19 protein-coding genes and 3 pseudogenes are annotated in these 23,938 nt (G+C 61.2%); 7 read left to right on the plus strand and 15 right to left on the minus strand.

What is annotated here, in order from left to right:
• Positions 1 to 4: 4 nt before the first annotated feature.
• Positions 5 to 3,148 carry an efflux RND transporter permease subunit gene (locus tag V7778_RS08440; RefSeq protein ID WP_335553901.1) on the plus strand — a complete coding sequence of 1,048 codons (3,144 nt, stop codon included), beginning with the start codon at positions 5 to 7 and terminating at the stop codon, positions 3,146 to 3,148.
• 345 nt (positions 3,149 to 3,493) lie between these two features.
• Here V7778_RS08440 and V7778_RS08445 read toward each other — a convergent pair whose 3' ends face one another.
• The 7 genes from V7778_RS08445 to V7778_RS08475 all read right to left on the minus strand — a co-directional run bounded on the left by V7778_RS08445 (position 3,494) and on the right by V7778_RS08475 (position 10,979).
• The gene (locus V7778_RS08445) at positions 3,494 to 3,952 is read right to left on the minus strand and encodes a hypothetical protein (protein WP_335553794.1); all 459 of its coding nucleotides are present in this window, start codon (positions 3,950 to 3,952) and stop codon (positions 3,494 to 3,496) included.
• Positions 3,953 to 4,116: 164 nt separating this feature from the next.
• On the minus strand, positions 4,117 to 4,467 hold the full coding sequence (locus V7778_RS08450) for a DUF3147 family protein (protein ID WP_335553796.1): 351 nt from the start codon (positions 4,465 to 4,467) through the stop codon (positions 4,117 to 4,119).
• An 83-nt stretch (positions 4,468 to 4,550) separates the two neighbouring features.
• Positions 4,551 to 4,925, minus strand: a complete 375-nt coding sequence (locus V7778_RS08455; RefSeq protein WP_335553798.1) for a hypothetical protein — start codon at positions 4,923 to 4,925, stop codon at positions 4,551 to 4,553.
• A 59-nt stretch (positions 4,926 to 4,984) separates the two neighbouring features.
• Positions 4,985 to 8,083: an efflux RND transporter permease subunit gene (locus V7778_RS08460; RefSeq protein WP_335553801.1), complete on the minus strand. Its 3,099-nt coding sequence runs from the start codon at positions 8,081 to 8,083 to the stop codon at positions 4,985 to 4,987.
• Between the two features lie 6 nt (positions 8,084 to 8,089).
• Positions 8,090 to 9,205 (minus strand): efflux RND transporter periplasmic adaptor subunit, encoded by a 1,116-nt coding sequence (locus tag V7778_RS08465; protein WP_335553804.1) that lies wholly within the window; start codon positions 9,203 to 9,205, stop codon positions 8,090 to 8,092.
• Complete coding sequence (locus V7778_RS08470; protein ID WP_335553807.1) at positions 9,202 to 9,765, minus strand: hypothetical protein; 564 nt, start codon at positions 9,763 to 9,765, stop codon at positions 9,202 to 9,204. Before V7778_RS08470 ends, V7778_RS08465 begins: the two co-directional genes overlap by 4 nt.
• Complete coding sequence (locus V7778_RS08475; protein ID WP_335553810.1) at positions 9,762 to 10,979, minus strand: TolC family protein; 1,218 nt, start codon at positions 10,977 to 10,979, stop codon at positions 9,762 to 9,764. The genes V7778_RS08470 and V7778_RS08475 overlap by 4 nt, the downstream gene beginning before the upstream one ends.
• Positions 10,980 to 11,251: 272 nt before the next feature.
• Here V7778_RS08475 and V7778_RS08480 point away from each other — a divergent pair, with 272 nt between their 5' ends.
• Together V7778_RS08480 and V7778_RS08485 are read left to right on the plus strand one after the other, a co-directional pair.
• Positions 11,252 to 11,458 (plus strand): hypothetical protein, encoded by a 207-nt coding sequence (locus V7778_RS08480; RefSeq protein ID WP_335553814.1) that lies wholly within the window; start codon positions 11,252 to 11,254, stop codon positions 11,456 to 11,458.
• Positions 11,459 to 11,614: 156 nt separating this feature from the next.
• Positions 11,615 to 11,974, plus strand: a pseudogene (locus V7778_RS08485) (chromate transporter); the annotation flags it as partial.
• Between the two features lie 735 nt (positions 11,975 to 12,709).
• On the opposite strand, the gene V7778_RS08490 reads toward V7778_RS08485, so the two are convergent.
• The 8 genes from V7778_RS08490 to V7778_RS08525 all read right to left on the minus strand — a co-directional run bounded on the left by V7778_RS08490 (position 12,710) and on the right by V7778_RS08525 (position 21,188).
• Positions 12,710 to 13,132 carry an EamA family transporter gene (locus V7778_RS08490; RefSeq protein WP_335553818.1) on the minus strand — a complete coding sequence of 141 codons (423 nt, stop codon included), beginning with the start codon at positions 13,130 to 13,132 and terminating at the stop codon, positions 12,710 to 12,712.
• 162 nt (positions 13,133 to 13,294) lie between these two features.
• Positions 13,295 to 15,190, minus strand: a complete 1,896-nt coding sequence (locus V7778_RS08495) for an LTA synthase family protein (protein WP_335553820.1) — start codon at positions 15,188 to 15,190, stop codon at positions 13,295 to 13,297.
• A gap of 417 nt (positions 15,191 to 15,607) precedes the next feature.
• Positions 15,608 to 16,060, minus strand: a complete 453-nt coding sequence (locus V7778_RS08500; protein ID WP_335553822.1) for a hypothetical protein — start codon at positions 16,058 to 16,060, stop codon at positions 15,608 to 15,610.
• 195 nt (positions 16,061 to 16,255) lie between these two features.
• A complete protein-coding gene (locus tag V7778_RS08505; RefSeq protein WP_335553826.1) occupies positions 16,256 to 16,654 on the minus strand; it encodes a diacylglycerol kinase in 399 nt (132 codons plus the stop codon).
• Positions 16,655 to 16,745: 91 nt separating this feature from the next.
• Entirely contained in the window at positions 16,746 to 17,543 is a 798-nt protein-coding gene (locus V7778_RS08510) for a phosphatase PAP2 family protein (RefSeq protein ID WP_335553829.1), read from the minus strand.
• Positions 17,543 to 19,195 (minus strand): phosphoethanolamine transferase, encoded by a 1,653-nt coding sequence (locus V7778_RS08515; protein WP_335553832.1) that lies wholly within the window; start codon positions 19,193 to 19,195, stop codon positions 17,543 to 17,545. The genes V7778_RS08510 and V7778_RS08515 overlap by 1 nt, the downstream gene beginning before the upstream one ends.
• 81 nt (positions 19,196 to 19,276) lie before the next feature.
• Positions 19,277 to 20,479 (minus strand): sensor histidine kinase, encoded by a 1,203-nt coding sequence (locus tag V7778_RS08520; RefSeq protein ID WP_335553835.1) that lies wholly within the window; start codon positions 20,477 to 20,479, stop codon positions 19,277 to 19,279.
• 19 nt (positions 20,480 to 20,498) lie between these two features.
• The gene (locus V7778_RS08525; protein WP_335553837.1) at positions 20,499 to 21,188 is read right to left on the minus strand and encodes a response regulator transcription factor; all 690 of its coding nucleotides are present in this window, start codon (positions 21,186 to 21,188) and stop codon (positions 20,499 to 20,501) included.
• Between the two features lie 244 nt (positions 21,189 to 21,432).
• Here V7778_RS08525 and V7778_RS25160 point away from each other — a divergent pair.
• The 4 genes and pseudogenes from V7778_RS25160 to V7778_RS08545 all read left to right on the plus strand — a co-directional run.
• Positions 21,433 to 21,564 (plus strand): annotated as a pseudogene (locus V7778_RS25160) (metal-sensing transcriptional repressor); the annotation flags it as partial.
• Between the two features lie 116 nt (positions 21,565 to 21,680).
• Positions 21,681 to 21,956 carry a transporter associated domain-containing protein gene (locus V7778_RS08535; protein WP_335553843.1) on the plus strand — a complete coding sequence of 92 codons (276 nt, stop codon included), beginning with the start codon at positions 21,681 to 21,683 and terminating at the stop codon, positions 21,954 to 21,956.
• Positions 21,957 to 22,094: 138 nt separating this feature from the next.
• Positions 22,095 to 22,385, plus strand: a pseudogene (locus V7778_RS08540) (translesion DNA synthesis-associated protein ImuA); the annotation flags it as partial.
• A complete protein-coding gene (locus V7778_RS08545; RefSeq protein WP_335553846.1) occupies positions 22,315 to 23,796 on the plus strand; it encodes a Y-family DNA polymerase in 1,482 nt (493 codons plus the stop codon). The pseudogene V7778_RS08540 and the gene V7778_RS08545, both read left to right, overlap by 71 nt.
• Positions 23,797 to 23,938 lie beyond the last annotated feature (142 nt).

Here is a 23,938-nt window from a genome sequence, read left to right on the forward strand (position 1 = left end):
GACCATGTTTAATCGAATTATTCGTGCTTCCATCGAGCACCGCTGGATCGTCATGTTCCTCGTCCTGGCCATGGCAGTGGCCGGTATCTACAACTACCAGCGGCTGCCCATCGATGCCGTACCGGACGTGACCAACGTCCAGGTACAGATCAATACGGCCGTGCCGGGGTTTTCTCCGCTAGAGACCGAGCAGCGCATCACCTTCCCGATCGAGTCGCTCATGTCCGGATTGCCGCAACTCGAGTCGTTCCGTTCGCTGTCGCGCTATGGCCTGTCGCAGGTAACCGTCGTCTTCAAGGACGGCACCGACATCCATTTCGCCCGCCAGCTGGTCAGCCAGCGGCTGCAGGACGCGCGTGAAGACCTTCCAAGCGGCGCCGTGCCGGAAATGGGGCCGATTGCCACGGGCCTAAGCGAAATCTATTCCTGGACTGTCGAGACCGTCCCAGGCGCGAAGAAGCCGGATGGCTCGCCCTATACGCCAACCGACCTGCGCGAAGTCCAGGACTGGATCATCAAACCGCAGCTGCGCAATGTGCCCGGTGTCACGGAGATCAACTCCATCGGGGGCTTCAACAAGGAGTTCCTGGTTGCGCCTAATCCCAACATCCTGTCCTCGTACGGCTTGAGCCTTGCGGATGTCGTCACTGCGCTGGAACGCAACAACAGCAACGTCGGCGCCGGCTATATCGAGCGGGCAGGGGAGCAGTACCTGATCCGCGCGCCTGGTCAAGTGGGATCGATCGCCGACATCGGAAACATCGTCGTGTCGAATATCAAGGGCACGCCAGTACGGGTGCGCGACGTGGCTGAGGTGTCGATCGGCCGCGAGCTGCGCACCGGCGCCGCCACCGAGAACGGGCAGGAAGTCGTGCTGGGAACGGTCTTCATGCTGATCGGCGAGAACAGCCGGGCGGTATCGACCGCGGTCGACAAGAAGATGGCCGAGATCAATCGCACGCTGCCGCCCGGCGTCAAGGCGGCGACGGTGTACGACCGCACCGTGCTGGTCGAAAAGGCAATCAACACGGTCAAGAAGAACCTGCTCGAAGGCGCCGTGCTGGTGATTGCGGTGCTGTTCGTCTTCCTTGGAAATATCCGGGCGGCGCTGCTGACAGCGATGGTCATTCCGCTCTCGATGCTGTTCACCTTCTCAGGCATGGTGGGCAACAAGGTCAGCGCAAACCTGCTCAGCCTGGGTGCGCTCGACTTCGGCATCATCGTCGACGGCGCGGTCGTCATCGTCGAGAACTGCGTGCGGCGCCTCGCTCACGCCCAAACGCACCACGGCCGCACCCTGACCCTGCAGGAACGTCTCGAGGAAGTCTTCCTCGCCGCGCAGGAAGCTAAACGTCCGCTGCTGTTTGGCCAGCTGATCATCATGATCGTCTATCTCCCGATCTTTGTTCTCACGGGGGTAGAGGGGAAGATGTTCCATCCGATGGCGTTCACGGTGGTCATCGCCCTGTTGGGTGCGATGATCCTGTCGGTCACCTTCGTTCCGGCAGCCGTCGCCCTGTTCATGAACAAGCACGTCGAGGAGAAGGAAAGCCGCCTGATGCACACGGCGCGGCGCTACTACGAGCCGGCCCTGCGGTATGTCATGGCGAACAAGCCGGTCGCCCTGGCCTTCGCCGGCATCATGCTCGCCCTTTCGGTGCTGCTTGCAACCAGGCTGGGAACCGAGTTCGTGCCCAACATGAACGAGGGTGACTTCGCTGTCCTGACGGTGCGCGTGCCGGGGACGAGCCTGACGCAGTCGGTCAAGATGCAGCAGCAGATCGAAACCACCCTGATCAAGAAGTTCCCGGAAATCGCGCGAGTATTCGCCAGGATCGGAACCGCGGAGGTCGCGTCCGACCCCATGCCGCCGAGTGTCGCGGACGGCTACATCATGTTGAAACCCGAGACCGAATGGCCCAAGCCGAAAAAGACGCGCGACGAGTTGCTGGCAGCAGTTCAAGAAACCGTCGAAACCTTGCCGGGCAACAGCTACGAGTTCAGCCAGCCGATCCAGCTCAGGGTCAACGAGCTGATCTCTGGCGTGCGCAGTGACGTTGCGGTGAAGGTATTCGGGGACGATCTTGACACCCTCAACGCGACCGCTGCCCGTCTCGGTGAAGTGCTCGAGAAAGTGCCGGGTGCCAGCGAAGTCGCAGTCGAGCAGACCACCGGCCTTCCGATGCTTCAGATCCAGGTCGACCGGGAGCGCGCTGCGCGGATGGGCCTGAACATTGCCGACGTCCAGGAAACGATCGCGACGGCAACGGCCGGCCGCGAGGCAGGCACGCTGTTCGAGGGGGACCGGCGTTTCGACATCGTGGTGCGGCTGCCGGAGGCGGTGCGTAGCGATATCGACGCTTTGAAGCGGCTACCGATCCCGCTGCCGGCCCAGGGTGTGGAAGGTGCACAGCACTTCATTACGCTCGGTGAGATCGCTTCATTCGACATGGCGCCAGGCCCGAACCAGATGAGCCGGGAGCAGGGCAAGCGTCGCGTTGTCGTCACGGCCAACGTGCGTGGACGTGACATCGGTTCGTTCGTCGCCGACGCGCAGCAACGTATCCAGACCGATGTCAAGGTGCCGACCGGTTACTGGACCACGTGGGGCGGGCAGTTCGAGAACCTGCAGGCCGCGGCCAAGCGGCTGCAGGTTGTGATACCGGCGTCACTCATCCTGGTTTTCGCCCTGCTGTTTGTCATGTTCAACAACGTGAAGGATGGCCTGCTGGTCTTCACAGGCATTCCATTCGCACTGACAGGAGGCATTTTCGCGCTCTGGCTGCGAGACATCCCGATGTCGATTTCTGCAGCAGTAGGTTTCATTGCACTGTCGGGCGTGGCGGTGCTGAACGGCCTGGTGATGATTTCCTTTATCCGGAACCTACGCGATGAAGGAAGTACCCTGCTTGACGCTGTGTACGAAGGCGCATTGACGAGGTTGCGGCCCGTCCTGATGACGGCGCTCGTTGCATCGCTTGGGTTCGTGCCGATGGCCATCGCAACTGGTACTGGTGCCGAAGTCCAACGCCCATTAGCAACAGTCGTTATTGGCGGTGTCCTATCATCGACTGCACTTACCCTGTTGCTACTACCCCTGATGTACTACCAGGTGCATCGTAAGGCAGAGAAAATAGCGGTAGCGTAGCGTCTAAACCATGAGCGGCCCTTCTAAACCGAAGGGCGGCTGATCATGTCGGTGTGCCTATTCAGAGGAAAAAAGCCACATGATGTGAGACCTTGGCGATCTTTCACGAGTGTTTAGGGGCTGAGAAGCCGAACTGGCTTGGAACGGCCTTGGCTCCTTACGCTTCTGTACTCGCGGAGTTGTCGAGATACACGCTATTTTGTTTCAAAGTTGTTAGTCGATTTCGCAAGGCTCCTCAAGACGAAGCATGAGCATCGGTGTTTTTCTTAAGAGTGACTACCGGATAGCAAGGATAGACTTCCGAATACTCTCGGCACTAGAGGGCATCGCCTGGCACTCAAGCGCTCACTTGTGAAACTCTTCCGCAGCTTCGTGCGGACTAAGCCGAGCTGATCGCACAGCGGCACGCGCAGCAGGAACCAGGTCGTTGATGTCCCCAGCTGTCAAATACCCAGAGAACGACATGGTCTCCTTGAATTTCGCAACAATGCTCAGCGGAAGGTCGGGGCCATAAATGAAGTATTTGAGATACTTCAGAAAATGCGGATGCGCAGAGATCTCTGCTTCAGAGGTGCCATTCCTTTCGAAAATCTGTTGACGGGATTTTCCTCGTCCCCCTGGATTTCGCTCAGGATCGGTGAAGTATAAAAGGCGAACTTCAGGAATCGCGCCACGTTCCAATAAGGACGCCGTTAAGGCCGCCATCGGCGTAAGAGACGCACGGAGTTCATCATGAGATGTGTAGCGGAACGCGATTTCGGACAAAAGCTCGCTCTCGCGTTCAGTCAATTCGATATCGGGCACTCTCAAATGAAGACCTCTAAACCTGGATTAAAAGAGACCATAGTCGACCGGCTGACTGCTGACCGTAGTGTACCAAAAGCCAATTTCTTAGGATAGTTGAGTAGAGCACTTCTAGCCCAGCTTTGTCGTCCCGACCAACCCAAGGCGCATCCCAATGCCTGGCCTTAAAGAAGAGTGACTCCAAACCGTTTTACTACAAGTGCAAACGCTCCAAAGCAAGCCATCGTGATCAGCGCGCAGGAACCCAGAGTCCACCAGAATCCGAAACGCTGCAGCAGCCACGGAAACACCAGGAACATCGGCAGAGTCGGCACCACATACCAGAACGTGTACCACGCGTGATTCGCGAGTTTGGCCTCGGGCTGGTTTTCGATATGCAGCCATACCAGGGTGAGCAGTGTGATCATCGGAAGGGCTGCGACGAACCCGCCGAAGCGATCACTTCGCTTTGCGGCCTCAGAGACCAGTACGACAACCGCTGCAGTGATCAGGTATTTCGTGATGAGCCACTTCATCATCTATCCTTTAGTTTCGTTCTGCTGGGGACTTCATCGACACCATGTGCCGGTGGCCGTTGGAACGGCCACCGGAGTGGCGATTACTTGATGGAGAAACGGACGCTGACAGCCTTCTTGTCCGCAAACGTGATGGCGGCGACTGCCTTGCTGCCTGGCGGAAGTTTGGCGTCGCCCTTCACGACCAGCGTGTTGTTCGCGCCTGCCTCGAGCGGCAGTTCCGTCTTTTCCGTGCCTTTCAACACAGTCAGGGTACCGGTTGCGCCTGCGGTCGGCAGGTCCTTGCCGTGGTCGTCGACATAAATCGTAGTGCCGCCGTCGTTGGTGACGAGTTCGAATGCCAGGTCGCCCGCGCTCTGTACGATGCCACCATGCTTGGACTTGGCGCCGTGCGCGAGGACGTTACCCGACAGGACAACACTGGCCGCGAGGGCCGCTACTGCAAACAACTTTTTCATTTTATGCTCCAAAAAACTGTGGCGGCTAAGAATGGGCGCCGCCACTTGGCCCTTGTGAATCAATATGTGTCGCCTCCTTTTTCCGCCAGCAACCGCTCTAGCGGGCGGCGGCCAACCTTCCAGAAGATGAGCGGCGTGAGGAGGGAATCGAGCAGGGTGGAACTGATCAGGCCGCCGAAGATCACGACTGCGACCGGGTGCAGGATCTCCTTGCCTGGCGCATCCGCCGCCAGCAGCAACGGTGTCAGTGCGAAGGCCGCGACGAGCGCCGTCATCAGGACCGGCGTCAGGCGTTCGATCGACCCGCGCACGATCATCGGCCAGCCGAAGGTCTCGCCCTCGAACTTGCAGAGGTTGATGTAATGGCTCACCTTCAGGATGCCGTTGCGGGTTGCGATGCCGGCCAGCGTGATGAAGCCGACCATCGACGCGACCGACAGCGACACCCCGGCAATCCACATGGCGACCACGCTGCCCACCAGGGCGAACGGGATATTGCCCATGATGACGAGTGCCAGAGTCGACGAGCGATAGCGCGAATAGAGCACAAGGAAGATCAGCACGAGAGAAGCTAGCGACAGACCGACGATCAGCTGCTGCGCCTGTTCCTGCGCCTGGAACTGGCCTTCGACACTGACGAAGTAGCCGCCCGGGAGCCGGCTGGCGGCAACCGTCTTGTGTACGTCGTCGATAATGCGCGACATGTCGGAACCGTCCGTATTTGCGTACACGACAATCCGCCGGCGCCCGTTTTCGCGGCCGATCTGGTTCGGGCCGTCGCCTTCTTCGACGATGGCGACGCTCGAAAGTGGAATCTGCCCTGCCGGGCTGGTAAGCATCACCTGCGCCAGGTCCTGCGGCGAGCGATCAACGTCGGCCAGGCGCACGACCAGGTCGAAACGGCGTTGCCCGTCGATGACCTGGGTGACGCGCGTGCCTTCGGCCAGTGCCTGTAGCGCCTGCAGCACATCACCCGCCGCCAGGCCGTATTGCGCGGCCTTGCGGTAATCGATCCGCACCTTGATCTGCGGGATCAAAACCTGCCGCTCCACTGACAGGTCAACCAGGCCCGGTACCGCACGCAGGCGGCCCTGCAAGCCGTCCGCCAGGCCGCGCAGCGTGTCGATGTCGTCGCCGTAGATCTTCAGGGCGATCTGGGCGCGCACGCCGGAAAGCAGGTGGTCGAGCCGGTGCGAGATCGGCTGTCCAATCGCGACCGAGGCGGGAATCACCGACAGCTGGTTGCGGATGCTCGCCATGATTTCTTCGCGCGAGCGCTCGGACGGTTCCAGATCGACATCGATTTCTGCCGAGTGCACGCCCTCGGCGTGCTCATCCAGTTCGGCACGCCCGGTACGGCGCCCGACCTTGGTCACCTCCGGCACCTGCGCGATCAGGGTCTCGGCAAGGGAGCCCATGCGGTTCGCCTCTGTCAACGACGTACCCGGCGTGAAGGTCATGCCCATGACCAGCGAGCCTTCGTTGAACGCCGGCAGGAATGCGCGCGGGAAGAACGGTACCGATGCCGCCGCGGCGATCACTGCAATCAGAGCCACCGCCATCATCATGCGGATGCGCGAGAACGACCAGTTCAACGCGGCCGTATCCCATGCTTTCATGCGCCGCACGATCGAGCTATCGCCGCGGTGCAGACGCTTCATCTTCGGCAGCAGGTAGTAGGCCAGTGCAGGCGTCACGGTCATCGACACCAGCATCGATGCCAGGATCGAGGCAATGTAAGCAATGCCCAGCGGCGCGAACAGCCGGCCTTCGATACCTGGCAAGGCGAACAGCGGCACGAACACGAGCACGACGATCACGGTGGCGTAGACAATGCCCGAGCGTACCTCGACCGAGGCGTGCCAGATGGTTTCCAGCACCGACTGGCCGGCTTCGCCGCGCTGCTTGAGCCTGCGCACGATGTTCTCGACGTCCACCACCGCATCGTCGACCAGTTCGCCGATTGCGATGGCGAGCCCGCCCAACGTCATCACGTTGATCGACTGTCCAAGCAGGTGAAAGGCAAGTGCCGTCACCGCAAGCGACAGCGGAATGGCGATCAGTGAGATCAGGGTCGTACGGGCGCTGAGCAGGAAGGCAAACAGGATAATGGCGACCAGGATTGCACCGTCGCGCAGTGCCTCAACGACGTTGCCGATGGAAGCGTCGATGAAGTTGGCCTGCCGGAACAACACCACTGGCTGCGAGATGCCGACCGGGAGGCCCTGCTTTAGCTCCGCCAGGGCGGTTTCGATGTCGTGCGTCAGGCGCACGGTGTCGCCGGCGGGCTGCTTTTGCACGCTGACGATCACCGCTGGTTTACTGTTCAGGCCGGCGTCACCGCGCTTGAAGGCAGGCGCATAGCTCACGCTGGCGACCTGCTCAAGCAGGACTGGCGTGCCGTTGCGGTAGGTAATCGCCAGGCCCTTGACGTCGTCCAGGCGGTTGGTACGGCCGAGGTTACGGATCAGATATTCGCGGTTGTTCAGGTCCACGAAGCCGCCGCTGGTGTTGGACGCAAAGCCGCGCAGCGCCGTCGTCACCTGTTCCAAGGACACATTAAATTGCGCCATGCGCGCCGTATCCGGCTCGACGCGCAACTGGCGAACTTCGCCGCCGATCGGAATGACCTGCGACACCCCCGGGATCGAGAGCAAGCGCGGCCGCAATACGAAATCGGCATACTCGCGCGCCTTCATCGGGTCGGTTTTCGCGACATCGATCGGCAGTGCGATCAGCATGATCTCGCCCATGATCGAGGAGACCGGCCCCATCAATGGCGAGATGTTCCCGGGCAGCTGTTCCTTGACCAGCGTGATGCGCTCGGAGACGAGCTGGCGGTTGCGGTAGATGTCGGTGCCCCAATCGAACTCTGCATACACGATTGACAGGCCGACGCCCGACACCGAACGCACGCGGGTGACGCCCGGCATGCCGTTGAGCGAAGTCTCGATCGGGAAGGACACCAGCTGCTCGACCTCTTCCGGAGCCATGCCGCCGGCTTCGGTCAACACGGTCACGACCGGCTTGTTCAGGTCAGGGAAAACATCCACCGGGGTACGCCATGCGGTCATGGCGCCATAGACCATCAGCATCAGCGCCGCCGCCAGGACGAACAGGCGGTTGCGCAGGCTAAAGCGAACTATCGAATTAAACATGGATGGTCACCTGATCTGGTTGATCAGGGACGTTCCGACAACGACCACCCTGTTGTCTGGGCTGAGCCCCTTGGTGACGATCACGGTGCGAGCATCCAGCGGGGTTGCCTCCACGGGCAAGGCAATGAAGCGCTGGGCGCCGGACTTGATCCAGACCACCGTTTCATTGGCAGGGTTGCGGGCGAGCGCTGCGGCCGGCAAGGCAATGCCCTTGACCTTAGTGTCGAGCTTGGCCAGGACCGTTACCGGCTGGCCAACTGCCAGGTCGAGGGTCGCGCTGCGTGCACGGAAGTTGATCGGCACGGCGCCATCGCGCAGGGTACGCGCGCCGCCCAGCAGGGTCAGCTCGACATCCGGCACGTTCACAAGGGTGGCAGCGCTGATCTTGCGAGCGATAGCCGCGTCGGACGACAAGGCCTCGATGACCATGCGTTGCGGATCCACGATCTCGAACAGCACGTCGCGCGACTCGACGATCTGGCCGTTCAGTACCGATGCGCTGGCAATGATGCCGCTGGCAGGGGCAACGATCGCCTCGACGCCGTTGATTGAGCCCGTGACAGCGCGTTCCTGGCCAATGGTGGCAGTCAGTTCAGCCTGGGCAGCTTCGATTTCCTTCGCGGCCACCACGCCTTCGAGCGACTTCAGACGTTCTACCCGTTTTGTCAGCAGGGCCCGGTTGGCTCGAAGCTCAGCCAACTGGGCAGCCTGATTGCCCCGCTCGATGGCGGCGCCTGTCGGGCGCAGGCGTGCCAGCACCTGATCCTTGACGACGCGTTCGCCGGCAACAGGCAGGCCGTTTGGTCCCGGCGAGATCTGGCCGGCGAAGGGTGCCTGCACTCGCCCACCCGCGTTCGGGTCGATGCTCGCGCGGCCGTTCAATGGCACGGTGCGAGCAAATTCTCCTTCCTTGACCATCAGCGTGCGCACACCCATGCGGCGCTGCGCCAGTTTTGGTACGTTGACGCTGCCATCGGGCAGGCGCGCCAGGCCGCCGACAGTGGCAGTGGCTTGGCCGTCCAGGTGCTCGCCGTTTGGTCCGTGCGCGCCGGGCGACGCCAGCAGGGAACTTGCAAATAAGCCGGCGATGAGGCCAGCGACAAGGCGTTGTGTCATTTTCATATTAGATTTCCTTCGCGTTGGCGCCGGCGCCGTATAACGAAAATTGCGGCAGCAGCCAGGACAAGCGCCGCGGCCGCGGCCAGCAGCCAGCGACGGTTGAAACCGTGCTCGTGTCCGTGGTCATCAAGAGCTTCGGTAACCGTCAGCGTGCCTTCGAGCAGATCGCTTTCCTCGCCTGCGATCAGCGTAAACAGCAGTGCATGGGTACCTGGCTTCGAGATTGCGGCAAGAAACTTCGGATCGTCGACTGCGTAATCACCGAGGTCGGCATGGAATTTGGCCTTCGCCTTGAGGTCCTTGTACTGGACCTCGAGGACGCCACCCAGTACCGGCTCGTTCGTTTCGTAGCGGTCGATCATGATCGACAGCTCGCCGCCGGAAAGATGCCCGAGCAGTTCGAAAGCTTCGGTGAAGGTCTCGACGCGGGGGACGGACGAGGCAGTGCCGGTGGCAGCCGCCTGGCCGTCGAGGTGTTCGCCATTGGGGCCGTGGGCCCCGGGGCTTGCGAATGCCGGCGACATGACGAGCATCGCGGCAAACAACAGGTGCAGGTATTTCATGGAAGGATTCCTAAGGCTTGATTGAGTTGGGCATGGGCGAGCCCGAGTGCGACTTTTTGTTGGGCGACCGCGACGTCGGCTTCGTGGGTGAGTGCACGTGAACGGAGCAGTTCGGCAAGACCCTTTTCACCCTGGCGAAACGCCTTTTCGAACAGCGCAGTGTGTTCGTGCAGGGCGGTTGCGCGTGCGGTAGCGGTCTCCAGCGCAGCACGTGCATTCGCAAGCCGTTCCTTCGCGATCTCGATATCGGCCTCGGCATTGGCCCGGACCTCTGCCGCCTCCGCGGCGGCCGTTGCGATGACGGTTTGGGCCTGGGCTTCCACAGTACGATTGCGTGCGGCGGTGCCGATCGGGATCTGCAGGCCTACGCCGATGCTGTTGACCGGCTCCCGCAGCAGCCTTTCGTCTTCCCGGCGAACCGACAAGGCAATGGTCGGCGGCGCCGAGCGGGATGCCGCGGCCAGGCGTAGTGCTGCCCGCGCCCGTTGTTCGGAAGCCTGCGCGGCCGCCACGCGTGGATTGGCAAGGGCCTTGCCTTCGGAGAGCGGTTCGGGTTCGAGCGGAGGCAGGTTGGACAGGCCGGTGAGGACGCGATAGCGTGCCAGCGCTTCGAGAGCCGCAGTGCGGGCCTCCGTGACATCGATCCGGGCTGCCAGGACTTCCTGTTCGGCGAGCAGCCCGTCGCTGCGTGCCAGGTCGCCGGCCTTGACGCGTTGTTGTACCTCATCAAGGAGTCCCTTGAGATGCTCCAGGTGGTCCTGCTTCTCCGCGAGCCTGACCTGGGCGGCTGCCGCCTCCCACATGCGATTGCGTACTACGCCGGCAACAGCCAGGCGCGTAGCGCCAATGTGGGCGGCGACCTCTTGGGTGCTGCGCATGGCCAGCGCTTCGCGCGCGCTCTTCTGGCTGGGCAGGAAGAACGAGGACGATACCGAAATCTCTGATTCTCGCTGGTCGCGCTCAGATGAGCCCTGATCGGCACGCTGTGACAAGCCAAGCATCGGGCTCGACGCAGTCCAGGCGCGGGCGATGTCGCGCGCCGCTGAGGCTTCGGCCTGGCGGGCGTCCAGCGTGCGGGCGGCAGGCGCGCGTTGCCATGCGTTCGCGACAGCTTGCTTTAATGTGGTGCCGGCTGCGGCCGGTGCTGCTACGACCTGATAGGGCAGGACGAGGGCTGCGCCGATAAGGTAAAGGGACAGGCGACAGGTGCGCATGTGTTCTCCATCAAGTGACATTCAAAAATCACCGAGGGCGAGCACGTCAGCGCAACCTGCGTTGCGCCTGCATCTTTCGATTATGCGTGCAGCGATCCCCCGGCAGTGTGGCCGAGGGAGAAAGCAGGGGGCCTGTGTGGTCCGTCGAGGAACGGTTCAGGAACCGCTTGGGCGATATAGGGCCCTAGTTCGGACACTGGCTGCTCAGGAGGAAGTACCAGGCGCGGAAGACCGAAGCCTACCGGTTGTGAAGGTGACGAATGTTCGTGTGCGTGATCGAGGGACTCATCCGATTCGTCATAGTGAATGGAACCGTCGTCCTCGTGGTGATGGTGGTGGATGCCCCCATCGTGCTCCAGCTCATGGACGAGCGAGACCGCGTCCGCGACAGGCGGCAAGCTGCCCTGCATGGCGAAACCATACAGGGGCAAGCAAAACAGCAGGAGGATGTGGATGATCCGGCGCACGGGGAGCACTAAGCAAATTTCGAAAAATTATATCAGCTGGCTCTACTACGTTGGGCATAGATATGTTTCACTTCCTCCGTATTGACAACTTGATGCGCATAGAGCGACAGGACATTTCATGGATCAGGCAACAAACGACGGGCTAAGTCGAGCTACACTCTATGGCAAATGATCGTCTACAAGTTGCGTTTGGGCGCATTTGGCTTCGGTGGCCCAGTAGCACTGGTGGGATACATGCATCGCGACCTCGTCGAGTCCCGCACGTGGGTTTTCGAGGCTGATTACAAGGAAGGGTTGGCACTATCCCGGCTTGCACCGGGACCCTTGGCTGCGCAGCTCGCGATCTACCTTGGATACGTGCACTACCGGGTGTTGGGCGCGACGCTTGTCGGCATCGCGTTCGTTATCCCATCATTTCTCATCGTCATCTTACTTGGCTGGGCATATGTGCGCTTTGGTGGACTACCATGGATGCAGGCAGTGTTCTATGGGGTAGGTGCCGCTGTGATCGGCATCATTGTTACGTCAGAATAAAGTCTTGAATACCATGCTAACGAAAACAAAGACTTACCAACGACAGCTGGGCACGTCACCGGGTGTAATTCCTTGAACGGGATGCGCGACAAGCAAAGTTTTACCCTGCCAAATAATAAACTCTTGAACAAGACTGAGCGCTTATAAAGCGCTCATCGACTAGAGGCACCGATCTGGGCGTCCAGCAGATCAAGACGGCAGCCAGCGTCCAATGGCGGACGTTTGTGAAAAATGCGACCGAGCAATAGTTGTGTTTTTCTCACAGGAGTGTCCGTGCTTTCCGCTCTCGACCGAATTCGCGCCGCCGGGTTTCGTCCTGCCGGTCACTGGTCCTTGGCCAACGACATACTGTGCCTGAATCTGGCCATCCGCATCCGGGGGGCCAGGAACTGCTGTAGGCCTTCACTGCGAATGACGACCTCACCTATATCGGCAAGACCACGCAAGGCCTGCTCAAGCGGATGCAGGCCCTATCGCTCGCCCCAAGTGGCCCGAAAAGCGGCGGCTCGACGAATATTAACAATCACCAGAACATCACGGGCGGCGCTGGCGACAGGACAGGCCCTTCCGGTCCGACTGGAGCAGCTTGGCGTTGGCAAACGAACTTTGGCTGAAGTGGGCGGAAACGCACAGCACATTACTACACCCTGAACAAGCGGTATGCGTGGAGTACACACCCGCTGCCGAGCGCGCCCGCACGGTCGAGCACAAGCAGGAGTCCGGCAAAGGCTAGCCGCGTGCAATGACGAGCAGACCCGCGACGATCAGTGAGGCCCCGCACAGCTTGGCCATCGTAACCACCTCGCCCAAAACCGAGAATGCCAGGAGCAGCGCGATCACGACGCTTCCCTTGTCGATCAGCGCGACGGTGGAGACGTCTCCGAGTTTAATAGCCTTGTAATAGAACACCCAGGACGCCGCCGTGGTCACGGCGGACGCCGCGAGCCAGAAAATGTTTCTCTTGTTAAGGGCCTGGAGTTCCTGAATCGGCACGACGATGGCGGCGAAAGCGAGGATGAATACGAACACGAAGCAGGTCCTGACAGCTAGCCCCAGGTCTCCCGAGATACCGGTCAGGCCAAGCTTCGCGATCACGGAGGTAAAGCCCGCGAAGGCCATCGACAAAAATGCGTATATGATCCAGCGGTCCATACTTTCCTTTGCTCTCGTCTATTCAGCCAGCCAGGAAATTGCTCCGGCGCTGCGCGGGCGCGCCTTCAGAAACACGCGCGTTGGCGCGCAACACCTGGAACCATTCAACCATCGTGTGCAGCTTCGTGCATTGCATCGTGCGTTGCGCGCCCCGGCCTCGTTTCATCGCGCCAGCCGGTAGCGTTGTTCCCGGTAGAGCAGCGACGGCATCATGACGTGCGCCTTGGCTTTTCTGACCTGGGCCTCATCGGGTTCGGCGGTACTCAAATCCAATACTCCGCTTGTCGTATCATATTTCCCCAGCAAGGGCGGCTGGCCGGGGCGGAGAATAGTGGCTGATGCGTCTTCGAGCCATGCAAAGTAATTATTGAACTGGATGAGCGCGCGCCCAGGCGCCGAGCTGTCCCGTACCAGGTCGCGGCCAATCATCGGATGTGCACTGGAAACGCCGAGTAGTGACAGTAGCGTCGGACCGAGATCGATTTGGCTGGCAATCGTCTTGATCCGCTTTGGCTCGATGTCCGCACCAAGGATCAATCCTGGGATATGGAATTTCTTGATCGGTACCAGGCTGTTGCCATAAACCCGGTTGTCATGGTCGGCCACGATGAGGAACACCGTATCCTTCCAATACGCCTGCTGCTTCGCTGCGCGGATGAACTTGCCGAGAGCGAAGTCCGCATACTTGACGGCATTGTTCACCGTCTGCTTGGGCGCATCATGCAGTGCGATTTTCCCGTCGGGGAACTCGAACGGTTCATGGTTCGACGAAGTGAAGATCAGGCTGAAAAAGGGCTTTCCCGAGGCGTGCAACGTCGCCAGGCGCTCCAGCGACTTGTCGAACAGATCCTCATCCGACGCTCCCCAGCTTCCCGTGAATGCAGGCCGCATTTCCCGGATATCGACGACGCGCTGAAACCCGTTCCCGGTAAAAAAGCTGCGCATATTGTCGAAATGCGCCTCGCCGCCGTACACGAACTCCGTCTGGTATCCCTTCTGGCCCAAACCTGCGGCCAGCGTGTAGAAGTTTTGCTGGGCAAGCGAGAGCTTGACGACGCTGCGTGCCGGCGTCGGCGGGAAGCCGGCCACGACAGCTTCGATGCCACGAACCGAACGGGTGCCGGTGGCATAGAGCTGCTCGAACCACCATCCTTCTCCTTTCAGCTTCTCGAGTTCCGGTGTCACTGGCAGGCCGCCGAGCGACTCGACGAAGGTCGCGCCGAGGCTCTCCTCGAGCACGATCACCAGGTTGAGAGGCTTCGGACGCTGGATTGCCGCAACCTGCGGATGCAGGGTCGGAAGCTCCTTGTTGCCGAATTCCAGATCGCGCAACCAGGCCGCATTCCTGACCTCACCGATGATTTGTTCGCGCGGCAGCTCGCCGTAGATTTCGGAAGAAACTGCCTCCTTTTGTAAGGAGTTGATGGCATCCAGAACCGACCATGACGAATTGATGATCAATGAGTTGACCATCGCATCGCCAGTCAATGCGAACAGCGCCGGATTGGCTGGGCGGTGTCCGGTAGTGGAGCGGATCTGCATGACGAGCACTACACAGATCAGGGGCCAGGCAAGCAACATTTTCCTGGCCGGCCACATCCCGACATCGGCTGACGCGCGTTTCAGCAGCATGAAAACGGCCACACTGAGGACGAGCGTCAGGCCGACGCCGGCAAGCAGGGCGAATCTGAAGCCGTTCCAGAGCGTGGCGAAGACTTCCTTTGGATACGAAAGATACTCGACGAAGAGACGGTTCGGCCTGACATCGAACTGCGCGATGAACTGCGGCGAAGACAGCTCCATGAACACGACCAGCACCAGAGCAGCCGCCGTCCACGAAACGGTGACGATCTTCCATGGCCGGACGAGGCGCCGGTACGCCAGCAGCGGCGCCAGCAGCAGCGGCAGGACGAGGAAGTAACCGAGCAGGATCAGATCTGCCCGCACGCCCTGGACAAAGATCGCGACTGGAATATTGGTTGCCGAGACCCGCTCCCACTGCCACGCGACCAAGGCGAGACGGGACAGCGACAGGACCGGCAGTCCGATGATCAACATCTGGACCATCGGCGCGTACGGCCCGGCCCAGCGGGTCCACCGTGCGAGCCTCCTTGCACAATTCTGGAATGTCGTAGTACTAGCTGAAGCGGCACCGGCCATATATGTTGATCTTTATCCTGGGTTGACGATAGGGCTGTTCGAGAGGCAGAGCCCAGTCATGGATAAGCTCGACGATGGAATGCCTGCCGGAAAGCACGGCGCGTGATGTTAGAGCAAGCAGTGCAATAAAGACGTTAGGGCGACGTTAAGATTACGTTAAATTGGATACTGGATCGTGCTACGTGGCCTTGCCGCGGCATGCTGCCGCTCAGTCTCTGCAACACGACGAGGGACCCGAAGACCGGGCTGGCCCAACGATGGAACAAGCCGAATCGGGGACTTCATGGACACGACAAGCATGAGCAGCGATTTCGCTCAACCGGTATGGTTCCGGATGCGCAGCCATACCCTGAAGAACTGGTCGCCACTGACGACGACTTGCATCTCGGCGAAGTCCTGGTTGCCAATCTTCTGAAGGGACTTAATGACACGGCCGACCCTGGCAGAATCCTGAAGATCGAGAGCAGCCAACGGATGCGCCCAGCGCGGCTTGCCAACATCTCTGCCGAAGAATAATTGTGGTAATACGATCAGGATGGCGCCAGGTGCGATCAGCGGAATCGCGAAGCTCCACCATGGTCCCCATACGAGACTGACCAGGATCGCAACCAGAAACGAAATTGCCAACGATGTGGCGTACAGTGTTGGGCCGTCGCGCTCCAGCCAATCCGGGGGATACCTCTTTGCCAAATGTCGAGCCACGTCCTCCACCGCCTGGAAGTCCTGATCCGAGATGTCGTCGGGCTTGGTGAAGAGATGTTTGTTCAAGGCTTGACCACGTGGCGCGAGGTAGAAAGTGCAGGGAATCTGCCTGTTCAAGTTAGCTGACACAACGTTAAGAAGACGTTAAATGCTCGCCAGCGAAACGTAAGATATCGCAGTACCCGAATTGCGCTTACGGCCTCGGCGTCACACTGGACCTGGCCGGTCGCGCATCAGTGCTGGGCAACAAATGGAAGTCGCCTAGCCCAGGATGACCGGCGCCAGGATGGCAGCCCAGGTCAAGGCAGCCACGATCACGCTCACGAACACGGCGGCGCTCCCCAGATCCTTTGCGTTCTTGGACAAGGGATGCCGCTCCAGCGAGATGCGATCGACCACGGCCTCGATTGCGGAGTTGAGCAACTCGACGACCAGCACGAACGCGAGCACGAACACCAGTGCCAATTTTTGGAGAATCGGAACAGGAAGAAGTGCCGCCACGCACATGGCCGGGATCGATACCATGAGCTCTTGTCGGAACGCGTGCTCGGAGCGCCATGCGTGTTTCAGGCCCTGGACCGAATACACGGACGCCTTCATGATGCGGGCCAGTCCGCTCTTGCTTTTGAATTCGCTGATTTGCTGCTCGTTGTGTAGCATGAATACCTACTTGTAAGACTGTAAGACTGTTATGAAAGGGCGAAAGCGTCAGGCCGCTTCGGAAAGCTCACTTTCCGGCGCCTCGGTGTCGTCAGGCCGCTTCGGAAAGCTCACTTTCCGGCGCCTCGGTGTCCATGGTCCCACCCGGCGCCCGCTTCACGCCTGACGTGCCGCTCGTCGCTTGCATGAAGACGGTAGTGGCCAGCACTATCGCCGATGCGATCCAGATCGACCAGAGCGTGTGCGTCAGGAAGTGCGCGCCCCGGAGCTGCTGCATGACGCCCACGATCCCAGCAAACACTATGCCGGCGACTGCGGCCAGCCGTGCGGTGCGAGGGCGGTCCGGAAGCCAGTAGACTGCCAGCGCCAGTAGCCACAATGCACTCGATGCGTGCCCGGCAGGCAAGCAATGTCCTGGGAGTGCGCCGACGGGCAAGGCCTCAAAGATGCGCACGTAGGGCTGATCGCCGCCGTAGCGCGCAAGGTCCCAAGGGCAGTGCGAGGAGCTGGCTTGTTTCAGCGAACTGATCACTAGCGGCACCAACACCGCCGCCAGGGCGACGATGCGCAGGCGCAGGCGGTCGAGGGCGCCGAGTGCGGCGAAAGGGCGGACAGCATCGACGATCGCAGATCCGATGAATCCGAGGGCTGCCAGCATCAGGAGCCATTTCAGGATCACGTGGTTGAACGTATCGGTCAGCCATGCATGTTTCAAAGGGAAGGCGCCGTTGGAAAAATCGAACACGGCATCCGCCAATATCAGGTCAAGGTCCGAGTACCGCCCCAGCAGGAAGATGAGCAATGCTCCGACGGCGAGCACCGCGATCGCTCTGCGGATCGCGAGCGGACCCAACAGCCGCTGCGAAGCGGCCGCGCTGAACAGTTTCATCAGCGGCTCCTGACGCATGCATGAAACAGGTCGAGGCGCGGATTCAGAACCGCAGTATTGACGTCAAGCATTCCGAGCACCGAATGAAACACGTTGTCGTGCGACAGCTGCTGGTTGCGCCGTTCTCGCAGGCAGAGACGGTCGATGCTGAAACGGTCGCTGAATCCGTCGGACATCCACAGCATCATGGGCACTTCAGTTTGCTCGCGCGGGGCGAACATGTATGGCGCGCCGTGGAGGTACACATTGTTTTCGCCCAGGGATTCGCCGTGATCCGAGAAATACAGCATGGCCGTATCCACTCCTTCGCGGCTGGCGGCGTCGCGCAGCATGTCAATGGTCTTGCTCAAGAAATAATCGGTATAGGCAATCGTATTGTCATAGGCCGCCTGGATCGATTCGCGCGAACACTGTTCGAACTGGTTGGTGGTGCAAACCGGACCGAAGCGTGCGAACCCTTTCGGGTAGCGACTCGCGTAGGCGGGACCATGGCTGCCTTTCTGGTGCAGGACGATGACGAGATCCTTGTTGCTGCTGCGCAGCAGTTCAGGCAAGCCCTCGAGCAAGCGTTCATCGTAGCATTCAGCCTCGCCACAATGGCTGTCGGGCCCGGCCGGGCGCGACACGTCCTCGTACCGGACGCGATCGCACACGCCCTTGCACCCCGAATTGTTGTCGCGCCATATCACCTCGAACCCGGCATGTTTCAGGACGTCCAGCAAGCTCTCCTGGCTAGACGCTTTCGAATCGCTGTAACCGTCGCGGCCAAGCGCGGAGAAGACGCACGGCACCGATACGGCGGTCGCCGTACCGCAGGAGCTCACATGAGAAAAATTGATCAGTCCATCCTGGCGCGACAACAAGGGGTTTGTTTGGCGGCCGTAGCCATTCAGCGAGAAATTCGCAGCGCGCGCAGTTTCACCAACCACAATGACTGTTACCGTCCTGCGTTGCTGTCCCGACCATGCCGCGCCCCTGACCGCGTCGCGCCCAAGTGGCGCCACCACGACGTCGGCGGCCCAGCGGTTGCGCAGGTAGCCGTGCATGGCCTGGATGAAGTTCGTCGGCGTGAGCAGGAAGCGCAGTTCGCGGTGCTCGCGCAGCGCCGGCGCCAAGCTCTTGAAAAGCAGGAGAAGCAGCAGGACTGCCGCCAGCAGCGACCCGGCCGCGATGCCCGAGCGCTGCAGCAGCCCCTTGGCGCCTTTGGGAAAGCGGATCTTGAGCCGGGCGATCACCAGCGAGGGCAATATCCCCAGCAGACCGATCTTGGCCGCGAGCTGCCAGCTGATCAACTCAGTCGCTTCCCGCGTGTCCGTCTCGAAGACGTTCTGGATCATTGCCTTGTCGATCACGATCCCATATGCGGTAATGAAATAGCTTGCCGCCGACGCCGTCAGCACCAGTGCGATCAGCACCGGCTTGGCAACGTAGCGGAAACTTGCCATGGTCAGGCAAGCATTAAAGAACAGCACGATGATGAGAAATGCTCCCGCCAGCAAAGGCAGGTTGGCGAGGGAAACGCCACCTGCGGCGTGGGCAAACGTCGACCAGAATTTGCCATTGCTGATGCTCGCCATCAGAATCGCAACGGCGAGCGTCACTACGGGGGCGCTGATGCGCCTAGCAAAGAATTTATCCACCTTGTCATCCATTCAAACGCGGTGGCCGGACCGCCAACCGTGTTCGAAGGATAGAGAGGTGCCGATTAACGCCCTGTCAAGCGGTCGTTAAGATTACGTGAATCCTGGGGGAAATATGATCGAAAAGCGACTGCCGCCACCCGCTCGGTTTTCGTAGGCCAGCGTGGCCCCCAGGTAGTCGCAGATGCGTTTCACCAGGGACAAGCCGAGGCCGGTTCCGGCCGAACCACTGGAGGGAATGGCAACGGACCTCTGGCCGAGCGTCTGCTGGACGGCATCCGGCAGACCCGGCCCGGTGTCTTCCACGATCACGCGGCCTGGCTCGAGCACCACCATCACTGTGCCCCGTTCCGTGTACTGGCAGGCATTGCGTATCAAATTCGCCACTGCCGCGGTGCACAGCTCAGCGGGTGCGCGCACGCTGATGTCCGCGTCGCCGGAGCACAGCAATCGGACCGGCTTGCTCGCAACCATCGGCTGGTAACGGTCGACTTCGCGCCTTGCGATCCCGCTCACAGTCACGGGCGCGAACTGGCCGATCTCTGGTGCGCGCGCCAAGGTCAGCAGGACAGTGACGCACTCGGTCGCTTCTTGCGCGGCGCGGTAGATGCGCTCGGCCGGCGCACGGGCGGCCGCATCCTTGCCATTCTCGAGCAGGATCTCGGCGGCGCCCATGATGACCATCAGCGGCGTGCGCAGCTCATGGCTGACGTCGCCGGTGAAGAAGCGTTCCCGGTCGAGAAACTCGCGCAGCTCCGCCGTGTGCGCATCCAGCGCGCGCGCAAGGACGCCAAGCTCGTCCTTGCGCTCGGTCAGCGGCAGGGACGCCGCCCCGTTCTCGACGGCGTTGACCAGCTCGCGGATCGGAGACACGATCCTGCGTCCGACGAACCGACCGAGAACTATTGCGAGCAGCACGAAACCGACAAAGAACCCCGCGAACAGCGAATAGACGATCACTTCTACCTTCTCGTAGTCGCTCTCATGGTCGACCACGACATAGGGGCCGCGTTCGTCCGCTCCCGACAGCACATGCAGCCCGATTCCGTCGACCATCGCATCGGAAACGCCGGTCGGCAGGCCGCGCAGCGATCGGGGAATGTCTTCCCCGCGGTGGAAGCGCAGGCCGGCGGGCAGGTCGGACGCCATGCCTGCCGCCTCCCGGGGCCGGGCCCATTTTTCGACCTCGGCGAGGCGGTTGTCGACCAGATACACCTCGATGCCCTCCACTGCCAGGGAAGCCAGCACAGCAAAGAAGACTGACAGCACGACGCCGAACAGGATGAATGCGGCCACGATTGGCCGGCTCAATGAATTATTCGTGCGCATCGGATTCGGCAAGCCGGTAGCCGACGCCGGAAACGGTCCGGATCATGGCGAAAGCAAAGGGTTTATCGACCGCCTGGCGCAAAGCGTGAATGTGCGTGCGCAAGGCATCGCTACCAGGGCGATCCTCACCCCAGATGGCTTGCTCAAGTTCTTCACGCCGCACGATCCTCGGCGCAGCCGTCATCAGCACGCGCAGCAATATGTAGCCGGTCCTGGTCAGTACGATCCTGGCGCCGTCCCGGCTGGCTTCCTGCAAATCCTGGTTGAACCGCAATCCGCCAAAGCGCAGTTCTTGGCTGACGACAAGCTGTCCGCCGGCGCGGCGCACCAGCGCCTTCAGGCGTACGTCCAGCTCGGCCAGCGAATAGGGCTTGACGAGGTAATCGTCAGCGCCACTGTTGAAACCGGCAACCTTGTCGGTCACGCTGTCGCGTGCCGTCAGCATCAGGACCGGCGTCGGGGTGCGCAATTCGGACCGTAGCTTCTGGCACAGTTCCAAACCATTCAGCCCGGGCAACATGACGTCAAGGATGATGACGTCATAGCTATTCTCGGAAGCCAATGCAAGGCCGCCGTAGCCGTTGCGGGCTGAATCAATCGTATAGCCTTTCGGCTCGAGGAAGCCGTACAGATTGGCCAAGATGTCAGGATTATCTTCTACGATGAGGATGCGCATCCTTGTATTGTAGAACGAAACGCCTCCATGCTCGACACCGCCGAACGCGTAGCACCCTTCACGGTATAAGTCAGTTGCCGGCTGCCGCGTTCCCGTGCCCACTGATCCGACGCGGTCCCCGTATGGCGATAACGTCCACCGCATGACATTTGCATTACCAGATGCCGGCCTGGTCCACTTAGCGGGTATCGACACGAACCGCAAGTATCTGCTAGCACGCCCATACTCTTTTCAGTGCCTCGCTTTGTCACACGGCGCACGACGGAAGATCAAACTGCTCCTACGCGTTCGCCGCATCTGCGGTCAGGTCGAGGCCATCGAACAGGCACTTGAGACAGGCATGGGCCTCGCTGACGTCCTACATCCAATTAAAAGCGAGCTGGGCTAGGAAAGCTATGCGATGAGAGGGCTAGCAACTAAACCGTCATTAACTTCTGTTCAATGTTTCTATTATTTGCAGCTCTGCCGTAGTTCGAGGATGAGCAGTTGGCTGTGCGCGAACAAGCTTCAGGGGTATGGGAAGTAGATGGCATGGCCGACCTCCACCAGCTTGAGCAAATACTGGAAACCGATGGGCTTGTTAGCGAAGACGCCGACTATACATCACTGGCTGGCTTCCTTCTGGCGCGCTTCGAAACGCTACCTGAGGTCGGACAGGCCACCGAATTGGACGGCTTTCGTTACGAGATCCTTGAAGTCGACGATCGACGCATTGCCAAAGTGTTGATCCGCCGTATCGATGCCGCTAGCAACGGGGGAACAGATTAATGCGACATGCGTATCGATGGCGGAGGTCCGTAGCCTACTGTCACAGAAGAAAGAATTAGTTCGATTGATTGGTGAAGGTTCTTTTCAATTGGTGATGATTCGAATCATGCGGTGACAGTTTTATTCATTGTTCACAGCAGCGACAGCCTGCGCCGCCTGCACCTGGCGGCCCAGGCCGGCGAAACCCTGTTCTTCATGCTGCGGCCGCTGGCCGCCGCACAGGATGCTTCCCCCGCGCCGCTGCGCCTTGCGCTGCGGCCGGCGGCGGGCGGCATGCACATCGACTTTCTCAAGCGCCGGGGACCGCAGCGCGACGCGCCGCTGTTCCTTCCTTTGACTCCACCACTTCTGCAACGCCATGCGTCTCTGGATCGGCCTGTATTTATCCCGGTTACCGCTCGAGGTCTTCAGCCCGAACTGGTCCAGTGACCCGGGCAGCGTGGTGCTGGAGCAGGAACGCGTGCTGGCCATGTCGCCCGCCGCGCGCGCTGCCGGCGTCCAGCACGGCATGCGCCGCGGCGGCGTACTGATGCTGATGCCCGAGGCGCGCCTGCACGAGCGCAACCCCGCGCGCGAGGCCGAGGCCCTGCAAGCGGTGGCGATGGCCATGCTGCAGTACACGCCGCAGGTGGCCGAGGCCGAGGAAGCCACTTTGCTGCTCGATATCGGCGCCAGCCTGCGCCTGTTCGGCGGCATCCGCCGGCTGTGCGCGCGGGTGCGCGAGAACCTGCGCGCGCTGGGCTTCTCGGCCAGCATCAGCTGCGCGCCCACGGCGCGCGGCGCATGGCTGCTGGCGCGCCGCAACGCCGGGCGGGCGGTGCGCATGGATTCCCTCACGCGCCGCCTCGACCGCCTGCCGGTGGCGCTGCTGCCGCCCGCGCGGCCCTATGCCAGCTGGTTCGAGGGCATCGGCTGCCAGCGCATCGACGAGCTGCGCCGCCTGCCGCGCCCCGGCCTGCAGCGCCGTTGCGGGCGGGCGCTGCTCGACCTGGTCGATGCGGCCTACGGCATGAACCCCGAGCTGTTCGAATGGGTCGCGCCGCCCGAGCATTTCCACGCGAAGCTGGAACTGTTCGACCGCATCGACCAGGCCGACCTGCTGCTGGCCGGCGCCCACCACCTGGTGCTGCAGCTCACCGGCTGGCTGTGCGCGCGCCAGCTGGCGGTGGAGCGCATCCGCCTGCTGCTCGAGCACGAGCGCGGGCGGGTGGCGCGTCCGCCGACGGCGCTCGAGATCGCGCTGGCCGAACCCACCTGGCGCGACGAGCACCTGGTGCGCCTGCTCAAGGAACGCCTGGGCAAGCTGGAACTCGAAGCGCCGGTGATCGGCCTGGGCCTGGAAGCCCAGCAGATGCGGGCCATGGCGCCGCCGACCGAATCGCTGTTTCCCGAGCCCGGCGGCACCGAGGAAGACCGGCTGCGCATGATCGAGCTGCTGGTGGCGCGCCTGGGTGCGGACAACGTGCTGCAGGCGGTGCCGCTGGCAGATTACCGGCCCGAGGTCGCCAACGTCTGGGTGCCGGTGGAAGAGCGGGTGAGCCCGCAAGTGCGGGCTGCCCGCATGCCGCCCGACGTGCAAAGCCTGCCGCGTCCCGCCTGGCTGCTGGCCAAGCCGATCGCGCTCCTGATCCGCAACCACCGTCCCTTCTATGGTTCGCCGCTGAAGGTGGCCTCGACGCCGGAGCGCATCGAAGCCGGCTGGTGGAGCGAAACGCAAACGCGCGACTACTTCATCGCCGAAGGACAGGACCACACGCTGTACTGGATCTACCGCGAACGCATCGTCGGCTCGGGCGAAGATGCCTCGCCGCGCTGGTATTTGCATGGCTTGTTTGGATAGAAGACACAAGCGCACCGTAGGGTGGACGGGTTCCCCGTCCACGCGTTCAAGCGGCGTATGAACAGGCGATGCGCAGGGTTGGCGGCTGCGCCGCCACGCGTTCAACCGGCGCATGCATCTTCGTTCCACATGCCGGACCCTC

Origin of the sequence: Massilia sp. DD77 (assembly GCF_036961685.1) — a bacterium.
Classification (GTDB): Bacteria; Pseudomonadota; Gammaproteobacteria; order Burkholderiales; family Burkholderiaceae_D; genus Telluria.

What these genes read in the sequence shown, in the direction of transcription:
- V7778_RS08440 (WP_335553901.1), top strand. Translation starts at nt 5, where the DNA reads ATGTTTAATCGAATTATTCGTGCTTCCATCGAGCACCGCTGGATCGTC.
- V7778_RS08450 (WP_335553796.1), bottom strand. Translation starts at nt 4,467, where the DNA reads ATGAAGTGGCTCATCACGAAATACCTGATCACTGCAGCGGTTGTCGTA.
- V7778_RS08455 (WP_335553798.1), bottom strand. Translation starts at nt 4,925, where the DNA reads ATGAAAAAGTTGTTTGCAGTAGCGGCCCTCGCGGCCAGTGTTGTCCTG.
- V7778_RS08460 (WP_335553801.1), bottom strand. Translation starts at nt 8,083, where the DNA reads ATGTTTAATTCGATAGTTCGCTTTAGCCTGCGCAACCGCCTGTTCGTC.
- V7778_RS08465 (WP_335553804.1), bottom strand. Translation starts at nt 9,205, where the DNA reads ATGAAAATGACACAACGCCTTGTCGCTGGCCTCATCGCCGGCTTATTT.
- V7778_RS08470 (WP_335553807.1), bottom strand. Translation starts at nt 9,765, where the DNA reads ATGAAATACCTGCACCTGTTGTTTGCCGCGATGCTCGTCATGTCGCCG.
- V7778_RS08475 (WP_335553810.1), bottom strand. Translation starts at nt 10,979, where the DNA reads ATGCGCACCTGTCGCCTGTCCCTTTACCTTATCGGCGCAGCCCTCGTC.
- V7778_RS08490 (WP_335553818.1), bottom strand. Translation starts at nt 13,132, where the DNA reads ATGGACCGCTGGATCATATACGCATTTTTGTCGATGGCCTTCGCGGGC.
- V7778_RS08495 (WP_335553820.1), bottom strand. Translation starts at nt 15,190, where the DNA reads ATGTTGATCATCGGACTGCCGGTCCTGTCGCTGTCCCGTCTCGCCTTG.
- V7778_RS08505 (WP_335553826.1), bottom strand. Translation starts at nt 16,654, where the DNA reads ATGCTACACAACGAGCAGCAAATCAGCGAATTCAAAAGCAAGAGCGGA.
- V7778_RS08510 (WP_335553829.1), bottom strand. Translation starts at nt 17,543, where the DNA reads ATGAAACTGTTCAGCGCGGCCGCTTCGCAGCGGCTGTTGGGTCCGCTC.
- V7778_RS08515 (WP_335553832.1), bottom strand. Translation starts at nt 19,195, where the DNA reads ATGGATGACAAGGTGGATAAATTCTTTGCTAGGCGCATCAGCGCCCCC.
- V7778_RS08525 (WP_335553837.1), bottom strand. Translation starts at nt 21,188, where the DNA reads ATGCGCATCCTCATCGTAGAAGATAATCCTGACATCTTGGCCAATCTG.
- V7778_RS08545 (WP_335553846.1), top strand. Translation starts at nt 22,315, where the DNA reads ATGCGTCTCTGGATCGGCCTGTATTTATCCCGGTTACCGCTCGAGGTC.